Here is a 1,097-nt window from a genome sequence, read left to right as displayed (position 1 = left end):
GGGGGGCTGTTGCGCGCGGTGGGCACGCCCTTCGATGACACGCGCGCGGTGCGCCACACCCTCTCGCTGGACGAGGCGCGGACGCGGGCGCTGGCCCGGGTGGCGCAGGGCGCGGGGAGCACGGTGCCCCGGTTGTTCGCCGCGCTCACGGGCCTCTTCGTGTCCCGGCTGACGGGGCAGCGCGACACGTGCCTGGGGACGTTCGTCCACGGCCGCTCCGCACGCGAGGACCTGCTCACCTTCGGGATGATGGTGGGCACCGTGCCCGTGCGCTTCGACGTGGACGGCGCGGCCCCCTTCGCTTCGCTGCTGCGCGAGGTGGGGACGGCCCAGCAGCGGGCGCTGCGCGGCCAGCGCTACCCGTTCGACCTGCTCGCGCAGGAGCTGCGCGCCGGAGGGCTGGACGGGCCGCCCCTCTTCGACGTGCTCGTGTCCTTCCAGAACGGACGCTTCGATGCGCAGCTGGGGGGCCACCCGGTGGACGTCACCTGGCTCTTCAATGGCCATGAGCAGCATTCGCTCGCGGTGCACGTGAGCGACCGGCTGGGGCAGGGACTCCTCACGGTGGACCTGGACTTCCGGCGCAGCGCCTTCCCGGCGGAGGTGCCCGCCTCGCTGGCGGAGTCCTTCCGGCGGCTCCTGGACGAGGTGCTGGCACAGGACGACGCGCGTCCCGTGGCCCGGCTGTCGCTGGTGGACCCCGCGCAGGCGCGACAGCTGGCCGCGTGGAACCCGGAGCCCCGGCCGTTCCCCCGCGACACGTCCGTGGCGGCGCTGCTGGCGGAGCGGGCCACGCGCTCGCCCGGAAGCGTGGCCGTGCGGGACGGGGACGTGGGCGTCACCTACGCGGAGCTGGAGGCGCGCTCGGCGCGGGTGGCGGCGGCGCTGCGGTCGCGGGGCGTGGGGCCGGGCTCGGTGGTGGGGCTCTTGACGGACCGGACGGTGCAACTGCTCGCGGGGCTCAAGGGCATCCTGCTGGCGGGCGCCGCCTACCTGCCGCTGGATGGACAGCAGCCCCGGGAGCGGCTGGCGATGCTGCTGGAGGACGCGGGCGTGCGCCACGTGGTGGTGGACGCGGGGGGCGCGCGGGCGGTGGA

Annotated in this window: 1 protein-coding gene; it reads left to right on the top strand. The window is 75.8% G+C overall.

Annotated features, from left to right (window positions below; all coding sequences use genetic code 11):
* Positions 1 to 1,097, top strand: a 1,097-nt coding sequence (locus D7Y13_RS41635; protein WP_147452654.1) for a condensation domain-containing protein, incomplete at both ends; no start/stop codon positions are given.

Origin of the sequence: Corallococcus praedator (genome assembly GCF_003612125.1) — a bacterium.
GTDB lineage: Bacteria > Myxococcota > Myxococcia > Myxococcales > Myxococcaceae > Corallococcus > Corallococcus praedator.
This window is presented reverse-complemented; position numbering and strand designations above follow the sequence as displayed.